Source organism: Streptomyces sp. NBC_01235 (genome assembly GCF_035989285.1).
In the GTDB taxonomy this organism is placed as follows: domain Bacteria; phylum Actinomycetota; class Actinomycetes; order Streptomycetales; family Streptomycetaceae; genus Streptomyces.
This window is the reverse complement of record NZ_CP108513.1, coordinates 10,055,321-10,075,627: the sequence shown is the minus strand read 5'-3', so window position 1 is coordinate 10,075,627 and position 20,307 is coordinate 10,055,321. Positions and strand designations below refer to the sequence as shown.

21 protein-coding genes and 2 pseudogenes are annotated in these 20,307 nt (G+C 69.5%); 7 read left to right on the top strand and 16 right to left on the bottom strand.

Features of this window, described 5'->3' with window-relative positions:
• Both OG289_RS45205 and OG289_RS45200 read right to left on the bottom strand, forming a co-directional pair.
• On the bottom strand, nucleotides 1-915 hold the full coding sequence (locus OG289_RS45205; RefSeq protein ID WP_327319828.1) for a helix-turn-helix domain-containing protein: 915 nt from the start codon (nucleotides 913-915) through the stop codon (nucleotides 1-3).
• Nucleotides 916-1,067: 152 nt separating this feature from the next.
• A complete protein-coding gene (locus OG289_RS45200; protein WP_327319827.1) occupies nucleotides 1,068-1,298 on the bottom strand; it encodes a DUF397 domain-containing protein in 231 nt (76 codons plus the stop codon).
• Between the two features lie 130 nt (nucleotides 1,299-1,428).
• On the opposite strand from OG289_RS45200, the gene OG289_RS45195 reads away from it, so the two are divergent.
• From OG289_RS45195 to OG289_RS45185, 3 genes are all read left to right on the top strand, one after another.
• On the top strand, nucleotides 1,429-1,890 hold the full coding sequence (locus OG289_RS45195) for an ATP-binding protein (RefSeq protein ID WP_327319826.1): 462 nt from the start codon (nucleotides 1,429-1,431) through the stop codon (nucleotides 1,888-1,890).
• A 71-nt stretch (nucleotides 1,891-1,961) separates the two neighbouring features.
• A complete protein-coding gene (locus OG289_RS45190) occupies nucleotides 1,962-2,405 on the top strand; it encodes a hypothetical protein (protein WP_327319825.1) in 444 nt (147 codons plus the stop codon).
• Nucleotides 2,406-2,503: 98 nt separating this feature from the next.
• Nucleotides 2,504-3,469 (top strand): pirin family protein, encoded by a 966-nt coding sequence (locus OG289_RS45185; protein WP_327319824.1) that lies wholly within the window; start codon nucleotides 2,504-2,506, stop codon nucleotides 3,467-3,469.
• Between the two features lie 798 nt (nucleotides 3,470-4,267).
• On the opposite strand, the gene OG289_RS45180 is transcribed toward OG289_RS45185, so the two are convergent.
• Nucleotides 4,268-4,723 carry a flavin reductase family protein gene (locus OG289_RS45180; RefSeq protein WP_327319823.1) on the bottom strand — a complete coding sequence of 152 codons (456 nt, stop codon included), beginning with the start codon at nucleotides 4,721-4,723 and terminating at the stop codon, nucleotides 4,268-4,270.
• 274 nt (nucleotides 4,724-4,997) lie between these two features.
• Nucleotides 4,998-5,870, bottom strand: a complete 873-nt coding sequence (locus OG289_RS45175; RefSeq protein WP_327319822.1) for a helix-turn-helix transcriptional regulator — start codon at nucleotides 5,868-5,870, stop codon at nucleotides 4,998-5,000.
• Between the two features lie 318 nt (nucleotides 5,871-6,188).
• Between OG289_RS45175 and OG289_RS45170 the strand changes: the two genes are divergently transcribed.
• Nucleotides 6,189-7,064 (top strand): helix-turn-helix transcriptional regulator, encoded by an 876-nt coding sequence (locus tag OG289_RS45170; RefSeq protein ID WP_327319821.1) that lies wholly within the window; start codon nucleotides 6,189-6,191, stop codon nucleotides 7,062-7,064.
• Between the two features lie 177 nt (nucleotides 7,065-7,241).
• Here OG289_RS45170 and OG289_RS45165 read toward each other — a convergent pair whose 3' ends face one another.
• A complete protein-coding gene (locus tag OG289_RS45165; protein ID WP_327319820.1) occupies nucleotides 7,242-7,436 on the bottom strand; it encodes a hypothetical protein in 195 nt (64 codons plus the stop codon).
• A gap of 195 nt (nucleotides 7,437-7,631) precedes the next feature.
• Between OG289_RS45165 and OG289_RS45160 the strand changes: the two genes are divergently transcribed.
• A complete protein-coding gene (locus OG289_RS45160; RefSeq protein WP_327319819.1) occupies nucleotides 7,632-8,408 on the top strand; it encodes an SDR family oxidoreductase in 777 nt (258 codons plus the stop codon).
• 161 nt (nucleotides 8,409-8,569) lie between these two features.
• Here OG289_RS45160 and OG289_RS45155 read toward each other — a convergent pair.
• The 4 genes and pseudogenes from OG289_RS45155 to OG289_RS45140 all read right to left on the bottom strand — a co-directional run.
• Nucleotides 8,570-8,812: pseudogene (locus tag OG289_RS45155) on the bottom strand (GntR family transcriptional regulator); the annotation flags it as partial.
• A 248-nt stretch (nucleotides 8,813-9,060) separates the two neighbouring features.
• On the bottom strand, nucleotides 9,061-9,285 hold the full coding sequence (gene infA / locus OG289_RS45150) for a translation initiation factor IF-1 (RefSeq protein WP_010981942.1): 225 nt from the start codon (nucleotides 9,283-9,285) through the stop codon (nucleotides 9,061-9,063).
• A complete protein-coding gene (locus OG289_RS45145; RefSeq protein WP_327319818.1) occupies nucleotides 9,282-10,073 on the bottom strand; it encodes a GNAT family N-acetyltransferase in 792 nt (263 codons plus the stop codon). The genes infA and OG289_RS45145 overlap by 4 nt, the downstream gene beginning before the upstream one ends.
• 267 nt (nucleotides 10,074-10,340) lie before the next feature.
• A pseudogene (locus tag OG289_RS45140) lies at nucleotides 10,341-10,690 on the bottom strand (cytochrome c oxidase assembly protein); the annotation flags it as partial.
• Between the two features lie 199 nt (nucleotides 10,691-10,889).
• Between OG289_RS45140 and OG289_RS45135 the strand changes: the two are divergent.
• Nucleotides 10,890-11,252, top strand: a complete 363-nt coding sequence (locus OG289_RS45135; RefSeq protein ID WP_327319817.1) for a TetR family transcriptional regulator — start codon at nucleotides 10,890-10,892, stop codon at nucleotides 11,250-11,252.
• A 398-nt stretch (nucleotides 11,253-11,650) separates the two neighbouring features.
• Here the strand turns inward: OG289_RS45135 and OG289_RS45130 are convergent, their stop codons facing one another.
• From OG289_RS45130 to OG289_RS45105, 6 genes are all read right to left on the bottom strand, one after another.
• On the bottom strand, nucleotides 11,651-12,259 hold the full coding sequence (locus OG289_RS45130; protein ID WP_327319816.1) for an FG-GAP-like repeat-containing protein: 609 nt from the start codon (nucleotides 12,257-12,259) through the stop codon (nucleotides 11,651-11,653).
• 285 nt (nucleotides 12,260-12,544) lie between these two features.
• Nucleotides 12,545-13,783 (bottom strand): IS256 family transposase, encoded by a 1,239-nt coding sequence (locus OG289_RS45125; protein WP_327319815.1) that lies wholly within the window; start codon nucleotides 13,781-13,783, stop codon nucleotides 12,545-12,547.
• 403 nt (nucleotides 13,784-14,186) lie between these two features.
• Nucleotides 14,187-14,621: a carboxymuconolactone decarboxylase family protein gene (locus OG289_RS45120; protein WP_327319814.1), complete on the bottom strand. Its 435-nt coding sequence runs from the start codon at nucleotides 14,619-14,621 to the stop codon at nucleotides 14,187-14,189.
• A 79-nt stretch (nucleotides 14,622-14,700) separates the two neighbouring features.
• Nucleotides 14,701-15,930, bottom strand: coding sequence for an MFS transporter (locus OG289_RS45115; protein ID WP_327319813.1), 1,230 nt, complete (start codon nucleotides 15,928-15,930; stop codon nucleotides 14,701-14,703).
• Nucleotides 15,931-16,083: 153 nt separating this feature from the next.
• On the bottom strand, nucleotides 16,084-17,475 hold the full coding sequence (locus tag OG289_RS45110) for an amidohydrolase family protein (RefSeq protein ID WP_327319812.1): 1,392 nt from the start codon (nucleotides 17,473-17,475) through the stop codon (nucleotides 16,084-16,086).
• Between the two features lie 212 nt (nucleotides 17,476-17,687).
• On the bottom strand, nucleotides 17,688-18,446 hold the full coding sequence (locus tag OG289_RS45105; protein ID WP_327319811.1) for an Atu4866 domain-containing protein: 759 nt from the start codon (nucleotides 18,444-18,446) through the stop codon (nucleotides 17,688-17,690).
• 347 nt (nucleotides 18,447-18,793) lie between these two features.
• On the opposite strand from OG289_RS45105, the gene OG289_RS45100 reads away from it, so the two are divergent.
• The gene (locus OG289_RS45100; protein ID WP_327319810.1) at nucleotides 18,794-19,069 is read left to right on the top strand and encodes an Atu4866 domain-containing protein; all 276 of its coding nucleotides are present in this window, start codon (nucleotides 18,794-18,796) and stop codon (nucleotides 19,067-19,069) included.
• 215 nt (nucleotides 19,070-19,284) lie between these two features.
• Here OG289_RS45100 and OG289_RS45095 read toward each other — a convergent pair whose 3' ends face one another.
• Complete coding sequence (locus OG289_RS45095; RefSeq protein ID WP_327319809.1) at nucleotides 19,285-19,722, bottom strand: PLP-dependent transferase; 438 nt, start codon at nucleotides 19,720-19,722, stop codon at nucleotides 19,285-19,287.
• Between the last annotated feature and the right edge of the window lie 585 nt (nucleotides 19,723-20,307).

Here is a 20,307-nt window from a genome sequence, read left to right as displayed (position 1 = left end):
TCAGGCGTAGCGCTGTTTCGCTATCGACGCCAACAGGGCCTGCGTCTCACGCGGGTTGAGGGCCTCGTCGGCCAGCCGGTCCAGCGCGACGCGGTACTCCTCCGTCTCGTCCTGGTCCTCCAGGAAGGTGGCGCTCCTGATCTGTTCGAGATAGACGACGTCGGGCAGATCGGCACCGCCGAAGCGCAGATAGGTGACCGGTATGGCCGGCGCGGAGGCGTGCGTGACGTCCAACGGCACCACCTGGACGGTGACATGGGGCAGCCCGGCCAGCTCCACGAGGTGGGCCAGCTGCTCGCGCATCACCTCGCGGCTGCCCAGCACCCGCAGCAGCACCGACTCGTCGAGGATCGCCCACACCCGCGGGGCGTCCGGTCGCCGCAGCAGCTCGGTGCGCCGTGTCCGCAGCTCCACCCGGCGCTCGACCTCCCGCGGCGGCGCCGACGGCAGGCCGCGCTCCACGACGGCCCGCGCGTACGCGGGGGTCTGCAACAGGCCCGGTACGTACTGGATCTCAAAGGTACGGATCGCGGTGGCCGCCTCCTGCAGACCGACCAGCCGGTCGAACCACTCGGGCATCAGCCGCTTGTCGTAGCGCTGCCACCAGCCGGGCTCGCCCGCCTGCCGCAGCAACCGGAGCAGCACCGAGGCCTCGTGGTCGTCCGTCTCGTACAGCGACAGGAGCGCGCGGACGTCCGCCTCGACGGGCGGCCTGCGCCCCTTGCCCGCTTCGATGCGCGACAGCTTCGCCGGGCTGAACCCGATGGCGCGCGCGGCCTGCTCCTGGGAGAGTCCGGCGTCCTCCCGGATACCCGCCAGCTGCACACCGACCAGCATTTTCAGCAAGGTCGGGGCGGGCTCGGCCCGGTTCAGATACGGTTCGAGGCGGGAGACACGAGACGACTCGGCAGACATCCTGACTCCCCGTGGACCGGCAGACGACAGAGCTCAGTATCGCATCCGAAGCCCTCCGGCCGCACGCGGCAGGGGAATTGACACCGTCGGGACGCCGCGAGCCGACCGGCGGAGCCCGTCCACCAAGTCCACTCGTGACCCTCACCCGGCCTTCACGCCAGGTGGTCGAACTCCCCGTCCTTCGCCCCGGCCACGAACGCGGCCAGCTCGGCCGGCGTGTACACCAGGGCCGGCCCGTCGGGGTCACGGGAGTTGCGCATCGCGACGCCTCCCCCGTCCAGGGCCGCGACCTCCACGCAGTTGCCCTCGGCGTTGCTGTGACTGCTCTTGATCCAGCGGACGCCCAGCGAGCTCGCCCGTACTCCGTTCGGCGCTGACGGCACTTCACTCTCCTCGCTACGTACGCGCAATTTCCCGTGAAATTGCACGAGGACCATCGTCAGCGTGGATAATAGCCATGCCGTCAACCACCTTTCCGGCAACCGTCCTGACGACGCTTCAGGGAGATGCACCGTGTCATCACCTGCGCAGTTCCGGAGCCACGAGTCCGTCTCCGTCCGTGACTCGCCCAGAACCGCCGCCCTGCGCCTCACGGGCAGCCGGGAAGGATTCACCCAGGCACGGGACTTCACCCACCGCACCCTCGACTGCTGGTCCCTGGACCACTGCACCGACGACGCGCTCACCGTCGTCACGGAACTTGCCGCCAACGCGGTCCTGCACGGACTGCCGCACCCCTCGGCGAACGAGTTCGACGTACGGCTCAGACTCACCCTGCGCAGATCCCACCTGGTGTGCGCCGTCACCGACCCGAGCGACAGCCTGCCCGTCTACCCGCACACCGGGGATGCCCTCCTGGAACACGGCCGCGGACTGCACATCGTCGAGGCCCTCTCGGAGCACTGGGGCTGGACCCGGCGCTCCCCCGTGGGCAAGACCGTCTGGGCCATGCTGCCGACCCGCCCCCAGCCCTGATCCCCGACCGACGGCTGACACCTGACATGACTGCCACGAAGAGAAACGCACCGCTCGAGGACCTGGGACACGTGCCCTGGCCCGAGATCAAGGACTCCACCGGGTCCGCCGAGGCCATCCCGTTCCTGCTGACCACCCTCGCCCGGGGCGACGCCGACAGCGCCGACTGCGCGCTCGGCCAACTGCGCCGAAGAATCTGCCAGTTCGGCTTCGTCGTCGACGAGGCGACGGCGGCGACGGTGCCTTTCCTCTGGGAACTCGTCCGCCTCCCCCAGGTCACGTGCCGTGCGGAGATCCTGCGCCTGCTGAAGAGCATCGCCGACACCCGGCAGTGGGAGACCACGGCCGCCACGTACCCCAAGCTGCTCCACCACCCCGACGACTACGTGGGCTGGGAACGCGCGGCCCGCCACGCCGTTCACGCCCAGCGGGACGTCCTGCGTCAACTCCTCGCCGAGCCGGACACCGAGATCGTAAGGGCCACCACGGAACTCGCCGCGACCCTGACCGGCTGACGCGACCCTGACCGGCTGAGGAGCCGGCGCACAGCGCTCACCGAACCCGGCCCGGTTCCTTCTGCGCAACATGGCACCCGACCGCTAAGTTGTGCCGCATGAGCAACCTTGACCGCGCGCCCGTGCCCAGTGTGTGCGGCGGCCGTGGATTCGTCGTCGCCGAACCCGTTCGCGAGCTGCTGAGCCCCCGGTATGTGAAGCTCGGCGAGTCGACCGAGGTGCGCCGGCTGCTGCCGAACCTCGGCCGGCGCATGATCGGCGCCTGGGCCTTCGTCGACCACTACGGCCCCGACGACATCGCCGACGAGCCGGGCATGCAGGTCCCGCCGCATCCGCACATGGGCCTGCAGACCGTCAGCTGGCTGCACGAGGGCGAGGTGCTGCACCGCGACTCGACCGGCAGCCTGCAGACCATCCGGCCTCGCGAACTCGGGCTGATGACCTCGGGGCGCGCGATCAGCCACTCCGAGGAGAGCCCCAAGGCGCACGCCCGCTACCTGCACGGCGCCCAGCTCTGGGTCGCGCTGCCGGACGCCCACCGGCACACGGACCCCGGCTTCGAGCACCACGCCGACCTGCCCACGGTCACCGCCCCCGGACTCACGGCCACCGTGCTCCTCGGCGACCTCGACGGCTCCACCTCACCCGGAACGGCGTACACCCCCATCGTGGGCGCCGATCTCGCGCTCGCCCGCGGCGCCGACGTACGGCTGCCGCTCCTGCCCGACTTCGAGTACGGCGTACTGTCGATGTCGGGCGAGGTGCACGTGGACGGGGTGCCCGTCCTGCCGGGCTCGATGCTCTATCTCGGCTGCGGACGCACCGAGCTGCCCCTGCGGGCCGAGTCCGACGCGGGGGTGATGCTCCTCGGCGGCGAACCGTTCGAGGAGGAGCTCGTCATGTGGTGGAACTTCGTCGGGCGGTCCCAGGAGGAGATCGCACAGGCTCGCGAGGACTGGATGACGAGCGCCCGTTTCGGCGAGGTGAGGGGCTACGACGGGGATCCACTGCGCGCACCGGAACTGCCGCCGGTGCCGCTGAAGCCGCGGGGAAGGGTGCGCTGACCTGGGAAAATCGGGTCTCCGGTCCAGAGAGTTCGAGACCAGATCACCGCTCGTCCCGCATCGCTGATCTGCGGTGGTGCGGACCCTCGGAGGCCGCCGCTCAGGCGCTTCCGAGGGAGTCCGCGTTTCCAGGGTGTGGGCATCTGTGGGCAGCCTTGGGCGGACGAATGCTGACCCATTGCTGACTTTCCTGACGGGCCGTCAGGGCATGGTGAGGCGGGGTGTACGCCGCTGGCGGCCCGGCGCAGGGACCGATCGACTGCATGGCGTCAGCGGCTGACGCTGACCCCTGATCCCATTGGCTCACGGAGACGGGCGTCGCAGGACGGTCACTCGGGTGATTGTGGGAACCCAACAGGTCTGGGTGCAGCGGGGCGAGCGCGCGCCCCTTGCGACGCACCGTCTGGCACGGGCGAAGCCTTCGGTAACCCAGACGGCCAAGGCTGGCGCAGCGTTGTTCCGCCAGGTTGGTGCCAGTGCACCCCAGGCCACTAACTTCGCGAGCCTGCCGGGCACGAAGTGCAGGGATGGCGGCAATCTTGGACGGCTCAGGCGGTCCCAGTGAGCTTGTTCCGCTTGGACGGACACCATTGGTGTGGTGGTCAGGCTGCGAGTGCGGTCTCGTAGTCAGCGGGACTGCGGTGCGGTCAGGGAGGCGACGTTCGTCCTCAACGGGCGCCGCAAGCTCCGCCGTACCGTGATCTCTCCAGGAGCGCTGGCCAGGCGGTGAAGGGCGGTGTTTCCTGCGAGGAGGGACATCTCCCGTGTCGTGTGTGCCGTGTGCCGGTTCGCGCCCACCTACAGGAGGTACTGCCACTTGGTCATGCGGTCCTTCAGTTCGACGGTCGGCCCGTCAAGCGTGAAGGTTCCGTCTCCGCGGTGGTGGAAGAGCTGCGGCTCGGGCTGCGAGGGGTCGGTCCATGCCCTGACCGGCTCAAGGAGGAAGAGACTGTAGGGGGCCACGAGGCTGCTGTCGGCGACCCTGCACTCGATGTTGGCGAAGCACTCGGCCACGAGCGGTGCCTGTACCTGCTCACCAGCTACGGCGGTCAGGTCGAACTCCTCGAACTTGTCCACGTCGGCGCCCGAGCAGTTGCCGATGTCGACCACGGTGGCGGCCATGTCCGCCGTCGGGACCGAGATGACGCATTCGCCGGTCTCGACGAGGGCCTGGTAGCTGTGGTCCCAGGGGCCGATGGTGCACCCGATCAGCGGCGAGGCGTGGCGCACCATCATGTTGAACGCGTTGGTCATGACGTTCGGGATGCCGCGGTGCCGGGTGGTGACCAGGATGACGGGGCCGGGTTCGATCAGACGGTGAACCTGGTCCAGGGGGGTGGGGCTGAAGGTCCTTCACGGTGATCATGTCTGCTCCTGACGCCGTGCGATCCGAGCGTCGGCGGCCTGGCCGGCGCGCGCTGCCTGTCGCCTCGAGTGTCGGCAGACGGACGCACCGCTATGAAGGCCGCGTTGTTCCTGGGTGCGGCAGGACCAGCCTCCACCGGAGCTCACATCCTCATGATCGCCGTTACTGCTCGTTGACGGCGAGGTCGGCCACGGGCGCAGCCGCCTGGGCCGGCTTCGGCTGGGTGGCCATGGCCCTCAGCGTCTCGAAGGCGGCCGCCGTCGGGCTGTCCGGTTCGGCTTGATAGACCACCAGTTGCTGGTGCGGGGCCCCGTTGACCGTGAAAGCCGCGAATTTGATGTACAGGTCTCCGACCTGGGGGTGTTTGAGATGCTTGCCTTCTTGGGACTTGCTCTTGACGTCGTGCATCTTCCAGATCCCGGCGAACTCCTCACTCTGGGCGGACAGTTCCGCCACGACTTCAGCGATGCGGGCCGATTCGGGGTCGTGTCCGTAGGCGGCCCTGATTTCGGCGACACAGGAGTGCGCGGCTCGCTCCCATTCCTGGTAGAACTCGCGCCCTGCCAGGTCGACGAACACCATGCGGGCGAGGTTGTCGAACTGGTCGAACCCGCCGTGGAGGGCCGTGGCGAGGGAGTTGGCCGCCATGATGTCGAGGGCCGGGCCGACGACGAAGGCCGGAGTGTGATCCCATCCGTCCATCAACTGCAACAACTGGTGGCTGACGTCCGTCTCGCCCCAGTCGCGCGGGCGTTGCGAGGTGGTGAGGCAGAGGCGGTTGAGATGGTCTGTGGCCTCCGCGTCCAGTTTGAGCGCCTGTGCCACGGCGTCGAGGACCTGCGGGGACGGGCTGTTCTCGCGTCCCTGTTCCAGCCTGATGTAGTAGTCGGAGCTGACTCCGGCGAGCAGCGCGACTTCCTCTCTGCGCAGTCCCGGCACCCGACGTCGCCCGTGTTCGGGCAGACCGACGTCGTGCGGCTTCAAGGCTTCTCGGCGGGCTCTGAGGAAATCACCCAAAGGCGTCCCATTGCTCATGCGGCAAGACTAGATGGTTTTCAGCCGATGAAAAATATCGGTCGCGCAATGTAACACAAAATGATACATCTTTCGCACAGAGTAATTCCCTGCCTTGTTTGATGGGGTTTTCCGGTCCTCCGTGACTCGCTGCGGAGGCTGGGCTGTCGGCAGGGGGCAGCTGAGGGCGCGGGCGACTCGAACGTCACGCCGGCGAGCACCCGTGAAGACCTCCCGCCGTCCGTCACGGCCTTGCCCTCGGGGGGACCACAATCCTGGGAGTAATGCACCCACCGTCGACAGAACTCTTCCCGGCGTTCTCCGCCTAGCCTTGGCAGCATGGACAACGACACGCACCCTGACTCGGTTGGAGGGCTGGGTCAGTTCCTCCGCTCCCGAAGAGAACGGCTCAGCCCTGCTGTAGCAGGACTGCCCAGCGCCGGCCGCCGAAGAGTGCCCGGCTTGCGGCGCGACGAGGTCGCGACACTCGCAGGTGTCAGCCTGAGCTACTACAGCCGACTCGAGCAGAGCCGTGAACTCAGCCCCTCACCCCGGGTGTTGGAAGCCATGGCCCGCGCACTGCACCTCGGGGAAGAGGACAAGCGAGAACTCTTCCGGCTGGCCCGGCCGGCAGCCCGCCGTACGAAGTCCCCGGTCCGGGTCGAGCGTGTCCGCCCGCATCTGCGGCAACTGATCGAAAGCTGGACCAGGACGCCGGCCTTCATCATCGGCCACGCCCAGGACCTGCTGGCCACCAACGCATTGGCCGACGCCCTCTACCGTGACTTCGCCCAGCACGACAACGTGCTGCGCATGCTCTTCCTGGACCCTGCGGCGAGGTCCTTCTACCGGAACCCGGAGCGGGCCCGGCATCGTGCGGTCGCCGACCTTCAGCAGACCGCCGCAAGCACTCCGGAGGATCCCCGCATCCTGGAGCTCGTCGGTGAACTGTCGGTGCGCAGCGGCGAGTTCCGCTCCCTGTGGGCCCGCGAGTACACCCGGGTCCCGCCCTACGACGTCAAACAGGTGCATCACTCCGTCGTGGGAGACCTGGAGTTGCGGCACGAGGCCCTCGACATCCGCAGCGTCCCGGGACAGCAGCTCATCATCCTGCAGGCCGAGCCGGGCTCCCCCTCCGCCGACGGACTGGCCCTGCTGGGCTCCATCAGCGCACCCGAAGTACCTCACCAGCAGAATCCCGCACACGGCGCCTGAACCAGGAGACCGCCGGAAAAACCGTCTCCGGCGGGACACGCATATGCCCCGCCGGGCCGGCACGCGACACGCCCCAGGCTGTTAGCACGCATTCCTCTCGACGGCACCCGGAATTCCGGCCAGGAAATCACCGGAAAGACGCACCTTGCCGGGTGTCAGTGGATCGGAAACCGGCTGTCACACGTTTTCCGCGCGCTTGGTTGCGGCAGCCTGGATCGCTTCCCGGGCCTTCCGCGAACTCCCCATGCCGAGGGCGTCAGCGGCACGCGCCTCGCACGCGATGAACCCCGGTTTCTCCTTGCGGTCGATCTGGTGGGACAGGCGGCTGTGCTCCCAGCGGGCCTCGGCTCCGGGATCACTTGCCCGCAACACGCTGTCGCGGACTCCGACAAGGATGCCAGGGGGCGCAGTCCATGACTGAAGGGCCCGAGTACTGCCACGACTGATGGTCCTGGGCCCACTGGAGCCGCTGCGCAGCCTTCATCGCCCTGGAGCCGACGGGCACACTCGAATACGTCAATCAGGAAATCCCCGAAAAATGGGGAACCGACGAAAGAGGTTTTCCCCATGGCTACGTGGTTTGTCACCGGCGCCTCCCGCGGAATCGGTGCGGAAATCGCTCGCGCCGCCCTGGCAGGCGGTAACAATGTCGTGGTCGCCGTGCGAAACCCGGAGCGGGTGTCGGCCGATCTGAAGGACTCCGACAAGGTCTTCGCGGTCGCCCTGGACGTCACGGACAACGACAGCATCCCGCAGGCGGTCGAGGCCGCCGTGGACCACTTCGGCGGCATCGACGTCCTGGTCAACAACGCCGGCCGAGGCCTGCTCGGCGCGTTGGAGGAGATCACCGACGCGGAGGCCCGGTCGCTGTTCGACCTCAACGTCTTCGGCCTGATCAACGTCACCCGCGCCGTACTGCCCGTCATGCGCAAGCAGGGATCGGGCCGACTGGTGCACATCGGTTCCCGCTCCGGTTTCGAGGGCGAGCCCGGTGTCAGCCTCTACTGCGCGTCGAAGTTCGCCGTCGCCGGCGTCAGCGAGGCGCTCTCCGTCGAGATGGCGCCGTTCGGGATCCAGTCGATGGTCGTCGAGCCTGGTGTGTTCCGCACCGACTTCCTCGACGCCAGCTCCTTGTCGGTCGCCGCGGACCGCATCGCCGACTACGACGACACCCCCGCGCACGTCACCGACCCCGACGCCTCCAAGCTGATGGCCGACCTCATCCACGACATCGACGTCCTCCAGAGCGCCGACATCGCCGAGACCGTCGCCTTCATGGCCGCCGTCCCGCGCCACGTCAACCTCACCGAGATCACCATCCTGCCCACCGCCCAGGCAATCTGAGGCCCGTCCCGTCAGGGCGGGGAGGGACAGCCGGAACGCTGTCCCTCCCCGCCCTGACGCATGCCCTCACCGCCTCACGGTGCCGGGGTGGTGTCCGAGCCGGGCCGGCGCCGCCCTCGCCCACGGGGCCGAGGGTGAGCCGAGAGACGATGCGGTAGCGGTGAGGCCTGAGGCACCGTCATGACCTGTCGGCGGGAGACGAGTTCCTGGGTGATCTTCTCGGGTGCCACGAACATTCCGCACCCGTGTTCCCGTACCAGCAGACCCGCGGCGACGAGCTCGTCGACCGCTGCGCGCAGGGTCGGGCGGGACACACCCCGCTGGGCACACAGGGAACGCTCGGAGGGGATCGCGTCCCCCGGGCGGTGCGACTCGAAGAGGCCGAGGTCTAAGCTCCGGGCCATGCGCGTATTGGTCTTTGGCCACGCCGTCGATGGGATCGTCGAAGTGGGCGTTGGTGCAGGCGACGGAGCCGTTGGTGACCCCCTGGCAACTGCTGCCCCTGGAGCTGGGGTTCGGCTCGGGCCAGACCTGGCGGCGGCGGCTGGAGCGGTGGCCGCCGCGGCCGTGCGAGCCATCATCGGGGCCCCGGTCACAACAACGCCGTGACCGGGCCCCCGGGATCAGCTACCGCGGAAGGTGCCGACCGCCGCTAATTCCGGTACCGGAACACGATCCGGCCACGCGTCAGGTCGTACGGCGGGAGCTCCACCAGCACCCGGTCTTCCAGCATGATCTTGATGTAGTTCTTGCGGATCTTCCCGCTGATGTGCGCGAGCACCTGGTGGCCGTTCTCGAGCTCCACGGTGAACATGGCGCTGCGCAGGCACTCGACGACCTTGCCCTCGACTTCGATGACGTTCTTGTTCTTCGTCATCGCACCAGCTCCAGGTTGCTGCTCATCGGCCGGGCGCCCATGCCCTCGAACAGCGCCGAGGCTGCTTGGTTGGACTCGTGGACTTCGGTCCAGGCCGCGGCGAACCCGGAGCGGTGCAGCGTCCCCAGCGCGTGGGCCAGCAGCGCCCGCGCGATGCCGCGGCGCTGCTCGCCGGCCCGGACCGCGACCAGCCCGATGCGCGGCCGGTTCACCGTCACCACCCGGATCAGACCCAGGTAGCGGTCCGGCGCCGCGGCCACCGCGTACTTCGACGGATCGACGATGGTGTCGCCTTCGGGGCGGGGAATTACCTCCGCGGGCATCGACTGCCACCCGACGGTCGCCTCGGCTTCGTCACGGATCGCGCGGTCCACCGCCCGCAGCAGACTCTCGTCCGCCTGACCGGCGGGCACGATCGTCACGCCCGAAGGCGGCAGGACGGCTTCGAGCCCTGTGACCCGCGGGTCGGTCGGCACGACGTACTCCCACTCGCGGCGCCGGATCGTGAACCCGGCCCGCCGCCAGCCGGCCGTCAGCTCGACGTCGGCTTCGTCGACCACCGTGTACAGCGGCGCCGGCAGTTGCGCCAGCATCGCCTCGGCGAGCCGGTCGAAGGCTGCGTCGTGCCAGGCGTCGATGCTGACGAACAAGCGTCCGTCGGGCCGGTGCGCCGCATGCCCGCGGCCGACCACCAGGTCGTCATCCAGTGCATGCCATTGCCTGTCCGCGACGCGGGTGATCATCACCGCGTTCTCGCTCAGGCCAGATGTGAAAGGCTTCGTGTTCATCGGAGTGTCCTTCCAGGAGTGCCTCGATCTCAGGCGCTCCTGGCGACACCGAACGTCAGCCGCCGGACCGTGACGGGTTGAGGGAGCACCCATGGGTAACTGTGTTCACGGGGCTCACCTCCATATGACGACTTCACGGTCCGCCACGAAAGTAGCAGCGGGGCGCCGCCTCGCTCAAATCCTTTTCCATGAGCTCGTAACGTGATCATGATCCGGTCTTCTTGAGGCGTCTCCGGCAGATGAGGCAGCAAGCCAACGAGAGGAAGGAGTCGTGGAGCAGGGGGTGAAGCACACCGTCAGTTCGGTCACGAGGGCTGTGCTGACCTTTGGGAAGGTGAGCAGGTGCACGGGCCGCCCGGTCATCACCCGCCGTACGCGACCAGCGACCGGCTCGGGCAGGGCCCGGAGGGCCAGGCGCAGCGGATCGCCCAGCGCCAACCCGATCGGAGCGATCAGGTCGAGAAGGATGTTCTGGACAGCGGTCGGCCAGAACAGCGGTCGTACACGGACAGCGCGGACATCGTGGCCACGACGAGCGTGCCGAGGCCGAGGAACGCGAAGGCCCCGACGCGGGTCCCGGGCCAACGCTCGCCCCGCCGCTTCAACCACAGCCCCCCGTCATGGCGGAGCGGGTGCTTCGGTGGTACCGGAGTCCGGCCGAGGGACTGGAGGGCGAGGGGCCGGTGCCCGAGCCCTTGGAGTCCGATCGGACGAGCAACTCCCGTCTGGTCGAGGCGGTCCGCCGGGACCTGCATCGCGGAGCGTGCGGGGGTCAATCACTCGAGCATCTACCGGCGGTGGGGTGACGCCCGGACCATGATCAACGACCTGGCGACCTACCGGCTCGACCCGGACCGCCCTCTTTCCGGCACCGGAGACCTGCGGGCCGATCTGACCGCCTGGGCGCAGGAGCTGATCAGCCACTACAGCAAGTCGGTGAACGCGGCCCAGTCGCGCGGCGGAGCCGCTGCGGCCGGCGAGAGCGAGTCGGACTGCCTGCGCGACCGGCGGGCAGAGGCAGCCGCCTTCGCCGCCCGGCCCGGCAGCGCCTTCAGTAGCGACCAGGTCATCGACCGGGTGGTGGCCCCCATCATCTACTGGGTCATCTTCCTGCCCTGGACATTGCCCGACATCGATGCCCGCACGTACGTCGACGACCTCTGCGGCCAGTCCGCCTGATGCCCCGAAGTACGGCAACGACCTCCCCAAGAAGAACCGACGATGAGCACGTGCCGAGTCGCACAGGTCATCGCCCCGAACGGCCTCGGCCCCTGCGACCGCTTCGGCCAGGGCGGCAGCAGCGGTTCGATCAGCGCCCGCAAGTCATCGTCCACGATCCACGGCCGAGTCGTCACACCCGCCGAACGATCAGATCGTCACAACGGTCACGCCCAACCGGGGCACCTCAGCAAGATCCTGTTAGGAGCTCTACGTGCGGCGCACCCAGGACAGCCCGCGGTGGCAGGGGCTCCGCCGCCACAGAGCGCTGCACCGGGGCATCAACCCGGACAACGTCATCCTCTCCCCGACCGGCCCTCAGCCTCGCGTGCACGCACCGGCACCCGCACCGGCAGAGTTCAGCCCCGGCTACCGGCCTTCCCGCACTCCTGGTGGAACGTGCTCAGGCCCGAGCCGGGCATGTTGCTCGGGGTGTCGTCATCGGTCTGGTCCGCGTAAACGGTGTACCTGCTCGTGTCAGCGGTCGCGTCAGCGAGTCCCGTGTCCCCGTCGCCGAGGCGGGCCTCCGTCTGATAGACCCCGTCGCCGGCGTAACTGAACACCGCCAGGTCGGGGTAAGGGTCGTGATCGTAGTCGGCCACGGCGATGCCACGCGTCTCGCCGAGGTCGAGATGCCGGGTGTGCTGTCCCCGGCCGGAGCCCGAGAAGGGGCCCGACACCAGCTCGGCCACGGTCGGCTCGATCGCATCATCTCCCTGCTTCTGACCGGTGGCCACCACGACCAGGTCGCTCCAGCCGTCGCCGTTGAAGTCGGCCACCGACGCCAGCACGTCTTCCTCTCCGGCGCCGGAGCCGCTGACCAGCTTCCTCACCCCGACCGGCGTGCCGTAACCCGCCTCCTTGCCGAACGCGACGGTCAGTCGAGCACCGGTCTGGGAGGGATCGGAGACACGGTCTCCGAGACCGTCGCCGTCGATGTCGGCCAGCAGATCCCCCGACGGCGTCACGCACGACGTGATCGAGGGTCTGCCCGTGGGTCGTGGAGGTGCTCCTCCGAACGGACTCACCGCAGGCGCCGAGCAGCGCCGCGGCTGGCGCCAGGGCAGCCGCCTGCCTGAACAGCTGTGCACGCCGGCTCGGATGGCTCGTTGTTCGCATGACTGTGACAAGCACCTTTCAGACAACGGGGGATGACCGGCTGAAGCTCCGAGCGTAGGCGGCAACGGCGCCGGGAATGGGTCACGTCCGCTGGAGTGGTGTATTGACGGCCACTCGGTGATCTCGTTTTGAGGTTATGCGGTGAGTTCGGTCGGGAGGACGGTGTCGTCGGTTTCTGACTCGATCGGGTGGAGGCGAGCCTTGGCGAGCAGGTCGAGTCCCATGTATCGGCGGGCTTCGGTCCACTCGTCGTTCTGCTCGGCCAGCACCGCGCCGACGAGTCGGATGAGGGCGGTGCGGTCGGGGAAGATGCCGACCACGTCGGTGCGGCGGCGGATTTCCTTGTTCAGTCGCTCCTGCGGATTGTTCGACCAGATCTGCCGCCAGATCTCGCGGGGGAACGCGGTGAACGCCAGCAGTTCGTGCTGGGCGGAGTCCAAGTGGGCTGCCGCCTTGGGGAACTTGGCCTCCATCGCGTCCAGCACATGTCGCATCTGGGCCTGGACGGCGTCGGCATCGGGCTGTTCGAAGACCGTCCGCAGCAGTGTGGCCACCCAGGGCTGGGCGGACTTCGGCACCTGGCTGAGCAGATTCCGGGCGTAATGCGTGCGGCATCGCTGCCAGGAGGCGCCGGGCAGGACAGCGCCGATCGCGTTCACCAGGCCGGTGTGGGCGTCGGAGACGACCAGCTGGACGCCGGACAGGCCACGGGCGGTCAGGGAGCGCAGGAAGGCGAGCCAGCCGGCGCCGTCCTCGGCGGTGGCGACGTCGATGCCGAGGATCTCGCGGTGGCCGTCGGCGTTGACTCCGACCGCGATCAGCGCGTGGACGTTGATGATGCGGCCGCCCTCGCGGACCTTCTGGGTCAGTGCGTCGACCCAGACGAACGCGTAGGGTCCGGCGTCGAGGGGCCGGTTGCGGAACGCGGCGACCTGCTCGTCCAGGTGCTTGGCCATCGCGCTGACCTGCGACTTCGACAGCTGGGTGACGCCGAGGGACTCGGCGAGCTTCTCGACTCGGCGGGTGGAGACGCCGAGCAGGTAGGCGGTGGCGACCACCGAGATCAGGGCCTGCTCGGCCCGGCGGCGCCGTTCGAGGAGCCAGTGCGGGAAGTAACTGCCCTGGCGCAGCTTGGGGACGGCCAGTTCGACGGTGCCGGCCCTCGTGTCCCACTCGCGTGGGCGGTAGCCGTTGCGGTGGTTGACGCGTTCGTCGCTGACCTGCCCGTATTCGGCATTGCAGAGGGCGTCGGCCTCCGCGGACATGAGGGCGTCGGCGAACGTCTTGATCATCGCGCGCAGCAGATCGGGACTCGCCGCGGCGAGGTTGTCCTCGGCGAGGGCGTGCAGGGGCAGACTGTCAGGTGCGGTCATCGTGCTGATCTCCTTCGAGGCTTCGACACTTCGAAGATCAGCCGGTGGCCGTTCATCTATGCGGGCACCATCCCGATGCCGGAGCAAACCCCCGGATCAGGTCGAACCCGTACACCACTTCCCTGGACGCAACCCGGGAATGGCCGAGCCTGCCGACTCGCACCAGGTGCCGATCGAGGGCCCCGAGCCGCATGGGACCTTCCGTCGTCCTCCTAGGAGTGCGCGGGGTCCTCCCGGGAAGACATCGAGCAACGATCAGTTCCAGGCCTTCCATGTCGGCCACCTCTGCTGTGCGTGGGCCGGACGCTCGGCCGGCCTACACGGTGGCGTGTGCGATCGGATGCGCGGGAGAGGGGTTCGGCCGGTCGGGGACCGACGTACGGGGAACCGGGCCACGGCATTCTCAGCAGCTGCGTTCCTCGGAGTCCGGATGGGCCGAGACGCCTCGCTCCGCGAAGACCTTCTGGGCGACGAAGGTGGCGTTGAGGGACTTGGGCATGCCGCAGTAGACGGCCGCATGGAGCAGCGCCTCGACGATCTCATCAGGCTTCAGGCCGACGTTGAGGGCTGCGTTGATGTGGACATCGAGCTGCGGCTCGCAGCCACCCAGGCCCGTCAGCATGCCCAGCGTGACCAGTTGGCGGTCCCGCGGGGCCAGTTGCGGGCGGTTGTACATCTCTCCGAATGCCCAGGCAACCACCTGGTGGCCCAGCTCGGGGGAGATGTCGGCCGGCGAGTCGATGACCTTCTGTCCGCTCTCGCCGTCGATGCTCGTCAGTACGGCCATGCCGTGGTCGAAACGCTCCTGCCGGTCCGTCGCGCTGTCATGGGTGCTCATGGCTCCGCTTCCTCTTCCTGTCGTTTGGCGGCCTGTGCGTTGATGGGCGGGCGTGGTGTCCCCTCGGGAGGGCACGGGGTCATTCGGCGCGATGGTGGCGGAGAGCGGGCAGGGCCAGGAGGGCGCCCAGGACGAGCGCGGCGACGACGACACGGAGGATGCCGCCGAAGCCCAGGCCGGTCAGGGCGCCGGTGAGTTGCGGGCCCAGGCTGGCGCCGATGAACATGCTGCATCCGTAGAGGGCGACGGCCGCGCCGCGGGCGTGCGGGGCGCCTGCGTTGATGGTCTCGACGACGGCGGGCGCCGCTGCCGCGACGGCTGCCACGAACAGCAGCAGGGCGATGGCCAGCGGCACGGTGTGGCCGCCGAGGAAGGAGCCGGCCGCGACGGCGAGGGCGGCGAGCGCGAAGGCGAGGACCGCGCGCAGGGGTGCGGCCAGGCGCTGGAGCAGAGGGGCGAGCACGGGGACGGCGACCAGGGCGGGCAGTGCGCTGACTCTCAGGGCGAGGATCGCGGAGGAGTTCCCGGCGATGCCGGCCGGTCCGGCAATGGCCACCGCCGTGTAGACGGCGACGAAGGCGGACATCAACGCCACGGTCGACAGGTACAGGGCGACCAGGCGCGGCCGGCGCAGCAGCCGTGGCATCGCCGCGAACGCCTGGCGCAGCCCGCCGCCGGTGCCGTGGCGGAGGGTGGGCCGCAGCACGCGGCTCACCGGGATCAGGCTCAGGGCCATGAGGGCGGCACCGATCCAGAAGACCGCGCGCCAGCCGAGCCCCGTCGCGACGGCCTGGGCGCCGATCTGCAGGAGCACGGCGGCGGCGAACATGCCGCTGGTGATACAGGTCAGGGCGGTGCCGCGGCGCTGTGGGGCGATGTGGTGGACGGCGTAGGAGAGCGCGGAGGGAGCGAAGGTCGCGGCGGTGAGTCCCTGCACGCTGCGCAGGGCGATGGCCGTGGGGAGGTCGGAGGCAGCGCTGACCGCCAGGGTGGCTGCCGTGGCGGCCACGAGCCCGGCGGTGATCACGGCACGCGAACCGTAGCGGTCCGAGAGGGGACCGGCGAGGAGGAATCCGGCGGCGTAGGCGAAGCCGAACGCCGTCGCGGTCCAGGTGACCTGCTCAGGTGTGGAGCCGAGCGCGGTGGCCATGGGGTGCAGCAGGGCCAGGACGGTGTACATCTGGCCGACCATCAGGACGCCCAGCGCGGTCAACAGGGCGATGGTCGGTGCGGCGGGGGCCCAGGTCGGCGGTTGGTCCGGTGTGCTGGTCCCGGCTGTGTGCCGGGGGGATGTGGTGGGGTGGGACATGGGAACTCCAGAAGGGGGCGTCTGGTTGCCGCCCCGTGTGGTTGAGCGCGGCACGATCGGCCGATGGGCGCCACCGGGATGCGGTGGGTTCCCCCGGCCGTGGGAGGAGCGGCCGGGGGACGATGGAGGGGACGAGCCAGTGGGCGGGAACGCTCAGGCAGCCGGGGTGTTCAGCACGTACTCGCGCGAGGCGTGCACCTCGCCGCGCAGGGCGGCCAGGTTGACGTCGAGGACCTGTCCGTCCCACTTGCGGGGCTCGCCGTTGATGAGGACGGCGCTGATGTTGCGGGCGTCGGAGCCCAGCACGATCGTGCCGATCGGGTCGTTGAGCGGCATGTTGTTGAGGTCCTCGGCCTGGATGACCAGCAGGTCGGCCTTCTTGCCCGGGGCGAGTGAGCCGGTGACGCCGGCCAGGCCGTTGGTGCGGGCGCCCTGGAGGGTGGCGAAGTCGAGGACGTCGCGGGTGGTGATGCGGGAGGGCTGCTGGTCCGTGCCGTAGACGGCGTTGACCGCGCGCATCCGCTGAATGGCGTGCAGGGCCCGCATCTGCGTGAACATGTCGCTGGCGAGGGCGACTTCGACGTCGATGCTCAGTCCGGGGCGGATGCCGACGGACAGGGCCTCGTCGACGGCGGGGATCGCGGTCTCCAGGCCGATCTGCGCGTCGGACGTGGGGGCGAGGGCCACGGTGGTGCCGGTCTCCCCCATCGCCTTCCATGCCTCGGAGGTCAGCCCGGTGGAGTGGATGAGGGTGACGTCGGGGCTGAGGACGCCGTCCTTGGCCCAGCGCAGGACCGCCTCGGAGGAGGACGTGCCGAAGACGGCGTCCACGCTCACTCCAATGCCCAACTCCTTGGCGACGCGGGCGAGTTCGGGGCCGTAGGCGAGCGCCGGTCCGGCGATCTCGTCGGTGGCCAGGGTCGCCAGGCGCAGTGTGAGCAACTGGTCGTCGCTAGTGAAGTACTGGTCCTTGAGGCGAGTCAGGTCGCCGGGCCACTGTCGGTCCCACGCGCCGAAGTGCGGGCCCATGGAGGCGTGCACGCCGCGGATGCCGGTGTCGAGGAGGGCCTCGATGGCAGCGTCGGAGTGCTCGCGGGTGCGGGAGTTGTGGGAGAAGTCGAGCATGGTCGTGATGCCGCTGTCGATCGCGGTCAGGGCGGCCAGTCTGGTGCCGATGTACATGTCCTCGGGCCGGTAGACCGTGGCGTAGCCGGCCAGGGTGGCCATGACGTAACCGCCGAGGTCGTCGACGTCCGGCATGATCCGGCGCAGCTGGGCCTCCCAGGCGTGCCGGTGGGTGTCGACGAAGCCGGGGGTGAGGATCGTGCCGGTGGCGTCGACGACCACCGCACCGTCCGCGTCGAGGTCGCGGCCGACGGCGGTGATCGTGTCGCCGTCGACGAGGAGGTCACCGCCGTCGATGACGCCGAGGTCGGGGTCCATGGAAACGATGGTGGCGCCGGTGAACAGGATGCGCCGCCGGTCGGCGGGCCGGCGCCGGAGCTCTTCGAGCACGGCGGCGCTGGTGGTGTCGTTGACGTTCATGAGAGGTCTTCTTTCCGTATGCCGGAGAGGGCGGGAGGACATGGGCCGTCCGCTGGAAAGGGCGGAGAGGGCAGGGAGGGTGGGTCGCCGGGGAGGGTGCCCGAGGCTGTTCGGATCCCAGCCTCGGTCGCGCCCGCTGCGGCAACCAGGCCGCGGTCTCCCCAGGTGTCGCGCACCCAGGATCGTGAGTGCGCCGACCGGGGGGGGGAAGGTCAGCCGAGCTTCATGACGTAGCCCGCGTGGTGCAGTTCGTCGCCCTGGAACTCTCCGTAGGCCCAGAAGCCGAGGTCGTCCAGGTAGTCGATGCGGTCGCCGTCGATCCAGTACCGGCCCTGGTAGGCGTGCGGGCGCCCGCCCCGGGTCTCGTCGTAGCGGCCGTCGGCGGTGAGCTCCTGGTGCAGGAAGTCGTGTCTGTCGATCCAGACGCCGACGCGCGGGCTGCCGGTCAGGTCGGCAGCGGCCGGGATGCCTGCCTCGGGGGCTGCGGCCCGGTCGGGGACGTCGGTTCCGGCCCACAGGACCGGCCGGCCGGCCGCGACGAGTGCGCGCACCTGCTCCGGGCGGGTGATGAGGGCGGCCACCGCGCTCGGCACGTCGGCGGCGAGTTCGTCGGGCACCGCCAGGAAGTCGGGGGTGTTGCCCGGGGTCAGCGTCGCGACGTACTCCGAGCGGTGGCCACGGCCGCCGGCCAGCGCCACGGTGTCCACGACGGCGGGGGCGATGGTCATGCCGGTGCAGTCGACGACGATGGCGTTGTCGTCCGCCGCCGCGGTGATGATGCCGGGGCCGACCCCCACGACCAGGGAACCGACGAAGAGGAGGTCGGCGCCGGTCATGGTCCCGATCAGCGGGTCCATCGTCAGGATGCGGGCGTTGGTGAACAGGACGGGACGCCCCTCGTCGTTCGAGAGGATCTCGTCGAGGGCCTCGGGGTTCCAGCGCACGGTGCCGGTGGTGTCGGTGATGCTCATTGCATGCTCCTCGGTGGAGTCGCCTCATCGGTGTCCCCGCTGCGCGAAATGAGCGCCGGCGCAGGTCCGAGGCGAGTGTTCGGCAGCTACGGCGGCTGCCTGACCACCAGGTTCGTTCTGCGGTGGAATCGGAACCAGGCCGCCTTGTCCCTAGGTGTCCGGCACCCACGATCCGTCCCGCCGCGTGCGACGGAGGGGGCATGGGGCGGTCTCGAACAGCCCGCGCCGCGGCCGTACCGCACGAAGGACCCCATCGCTCGCGATGCTGGGTGCGCGGCACCCAGGAAGCTCCCACCTGGGGAGACGGCGGCCTGGTTGCCACCGGCCGCCGGGGCGATCGTAGAGCCATGACCAGCAACGACACGCCCCGCGACCCGCACCCGTACGTCGGGATGTGGGTGACCGCGGACGGATTCGTCCGCCAGGAACTGCTGCCGAACGGCCGCTACGACGAAGCCCGCGGCAACCGCCGCAGCGCCTACACCGGGAGTTACACCGTCACCGGCAACCACCTCGACTACGTCGACGACACCGGCTTCACCGCTACCGGTGACGTCCGCGACGGCGTTCTCTTCCACGAGCACCTGGTCCTCTACCGCGAGGGCGACGCGCACACCCGGTAGGAACCCCGCCTCAGACCAGGATCCGCATGCGGGCAACAGGCTCCTCCACCTCGCTTGGGCCGGCGTCAATGATTCTGCAGGTGGGACAAGGAGATGCACCTCTTCGTCGAGCTGCTGGACTCAGGGGCCAGTTGGGTCCAGAACCGCGCCGGTCACGCGTGTGCACACGGGTGGATGGCGTCGCCGCTCCGTGCGACCGGCGCTCTCTGGGTGGTTCAGGCGCTCGCCGTCGTGGTGTGTACGGCGTCGGCCGCGGCCAGCGCGTCGGCGACCAGGTCGGCCGTGTCCTCTGTGCCCGCGGCCAGCCGGACCAGGCCCGGCGGAACCGATTCGGCGATCCGTTCCTCGCTGAGCATTCCGCGCCACATGGACGCCGGATGCACGGCCAGCGACTCCAGGCCGCCGAGGCTGGCCGACCGGAGGGAGTAGCGCAGCTTGCCGAGGAACGCGTCGGCCACCTCGAATCCGCCGGTGAACTCGATGCCGAGCACCCCGCCGAAACCGCTCATCCGACTGGCCGCCAGCTGGTGCTGCGGGTGACTCGCCAGACCGGAACAGTGCACCTTCGCCACGGCCGGGTGCTCGTTCAACGCCTGGGCGAGCGCCTGGCCGTTGGCGTTGTGCCGTGGCACCCGCAGGGGCAGGGTGCGCATACCGCGCAGCAGCAGCCATGCGTCGATGGGGCCGAGGGTGGCACCGGTGAGCAGGCCGACGTCCCAGATCCGGTTCAGGAGCTCGGCCCGGCCCGGCTATCACTCCGGCGGAGACGTCGGAGTGGCCGTTGAGGTACTTGGTCGCGCTGTGCCAGACCAGATCGATGCCGAGGTCGGCCGGCCGCTGTCACCGTTCCCGTGACGGCCACGGCCACGGTGACGCCGGTGACCACGGCGTCCGCCCCGTCGAGTTGCTCGACGGTCAGCGACGGACCGTCCGGCAGCCGGGTCCAGGGGCCGTGGGGCACCAGATCCTCGGGAAAGCCTGGCGGGATCACCAGCGTGCGGGCTCCCGTCCGCTGCAGCGCCTCCGCCACGGCGGCGGACGCCCGGGCTTACGGTACCCGGACGACCGTGGCGCGGTAGTCGGCGGCGCGCTCGCCGAACAGCCCGGCCGTCCGCGTCCGTCCCGGCGTGATCCGTCGAAGGACGGGTGGACGCGAGCAGGTCGTCTGGGTCCGGGGAACGAGGTACGTCCTGCAGAGCACCGCGGATGGCGCGCAGCACGGGCCTTTCTGTTGGTGT

Bases quoted from the DNA above. Each gene is read 5' to 3' on its own strand.
- OG289_RS45145 (WP_327319818.1), bottom strand. From the start codon at position 10,073: ATGAACACGAAGCCTTTCACATCTGGCCTGAGCGAGAACGCGGTGATG.
- infA (WP_010981942.1), bottom strand. From the start codon at position 9,285: ATGACGAAGAACAAGAACGTCATCGAAGTCGAGGGCAAGGTCGTCGAG.
- OG289_RS45125 (WP_327319815.1), bottom strand. From the start codon at position 13,783: ATGACCGCACCTGACAGTCTGCCCCTGCACGCCCTCGCCGAGGACAAC.
- OG289_RS45170 (WP_327319821.1), top strand. From the start codon at position 6,189: ATGGACAACGACACGCACCCTGACTCGGTTGGAGGGCTGGGTCAGTTC.
- OG289_RS45205 (WP_327319828.1), bottom strand. From the start codon at position 915: ATGTCTGCCGAGTCGTCTCGTGTCTCCCGCCTCGAACCGTATCTGAAC.
- OG289_RS45110 (WP_327319812.1), bottom strand. From the start codon at position 17,475: ATGAACGTCAACGACACCACCAGCGCCGCCGTGCTCGAAGAGCTCCGG.
- OG289_RS45135 (WP_327319817.1), top strand. From the start codon at position 10,890: ATGATCAACGACCTGGCGACCTACCGGCTCGACCCGGACCGCCCTCTT.
- OG289_RS45105 (WP_327319811.1), bottom strand. From the start codon at position 18,446: ATGAGCATCACCGACACCACCGGCACCGTGCGCTGGAACCCCGAGGCC.
- OG289_RS45160 (WP_327319819.1), top strand. From the start codon at position 7,632: ATGGCTACGTGGTTTGTCACCGGCGCCTCCCGCGGAATCGGTGCGGAA.
- OG289_RS45100 (WP_327319810.1), top strand. From the start codon at position 18,794: ATGACCAGCAACGACACGCCCCGCGACCCGCACCCGTACGTCGGGATG.
- OG289_RS45115 (WP_327319813.1), bottom strand. From the start codon at position 15,930: ATGTCCCACCCCACCACATCCCCCCGGCACACAGCCGGGACCAGCACA.
- OG289_RS45095 (WP_327319809.1), bottom strand. From the start codon at position 19,722: ATGCGCACCCTGCCCCTGCGGGTGCCACGGCACAACGCCAACGGCCAG.
- OG289_RS45185 (WP_327319824.1), top strand. From the start codon at position 2,504: ATGAGCAACCTTGACCGCGCGCCCGTGCCCAGTGTGTGCGGCGGCCGT.
- OG289_RS45120 (WP_327319814.1), bottom strand. From the start codon at position 14,621: ATGAGCACCCATGACAGCGCGACGGACCGGCAGGAGCGTTTCGACCAC.
- OG289_RS45175 (WP_327319822.1), bottom strand. From the start codon at position 5,870: ATGAGCAATGGGACGCCTTTGGGTGATTTCCTCAGAGCCCGCCGAGAA.
- OG289_RS45180 (WP_327319823.1), bottom strand. From the start codon at position 4,723: ATGACCAACGCGTTCAACATGATGGTGCGCCACGCCTCGCCGCTGATC.